Origin of the sequence: Pseudomonas sp. K5002 (assembly GCF_013386655.1) — a bacterium.
Taxonomy (GTDB): domain Bacteria; phylum Pseudomonadota; class Gammaproteobacteria; order Pseudomonadales; family Pseudomonadaceae; genus Aquipseudomonas.
Genome location: NZ_JACARK010001517.1, coordinates 1 through 407 on the forward strand (window position 1 = coordinate 1; position 407 = coordinate 407).

1 protein-coding gene and 1 pseudogene are annotated in these 407 nt (G+C 65.1%); both read right to left on the reverse strand.

All coding sequences use genetic code 11. The features are described 5' to 3' along the window. On the reverse strand, positions 1-226 hold a 226-nt coding region (locus HX846_RS37620), incomplete at its 3' end, for a precorrin-8X methylmutase (RefSeq protein ID WP_178967512.1). Beyond that, a pseudogene (locus HX846_RS37625) lies at positions 219-407 on the reverse strand (precorrin-3B synthase); the annotation flags it as partial. The gene HX846_RS37620 and the pseudogene HX846_RS37625, both read right to left, overlap by 8 nt.

A 407-nucleotide genomic window follows, 5' to 3' on the forward strand; every position in this document is an offset into this window, starting at 1 on the left:
CATCACACAGGATCGGCGCGCCAGCGGCCAGGGCTTCGCGCCCGGCCTTGCCGGCACCTTCGGAAAATTGCAGGCCGTCGATGGCGTCGACCATGCCGCAGGCATGAATCACCCGCACCGCGAGTTTTTCCAGGTCGGCAGGGATGCGATCAAGCCGGGCTTCTGCGCGAATGATCGCGAAGGAGTTGCGATAGATCTCCTGACCGTCGCGGATGTAATCAATCATCGGTGTTGCTCCGTGGGTGAGCGCGCAACAAGGCGCCCGCCGCTTCAATAGAAAGAGTGCGCGCGTGCAGGCGGCCGAAACCGGGCAGGCCTGCGTCGCGAAAATAGAGGTCGTAGTGGCCGGGACTTACCGCCAGCAGGGTGACCGGCGCGGTGTGTGCGGCCGCGCTGGAACGCGGGCA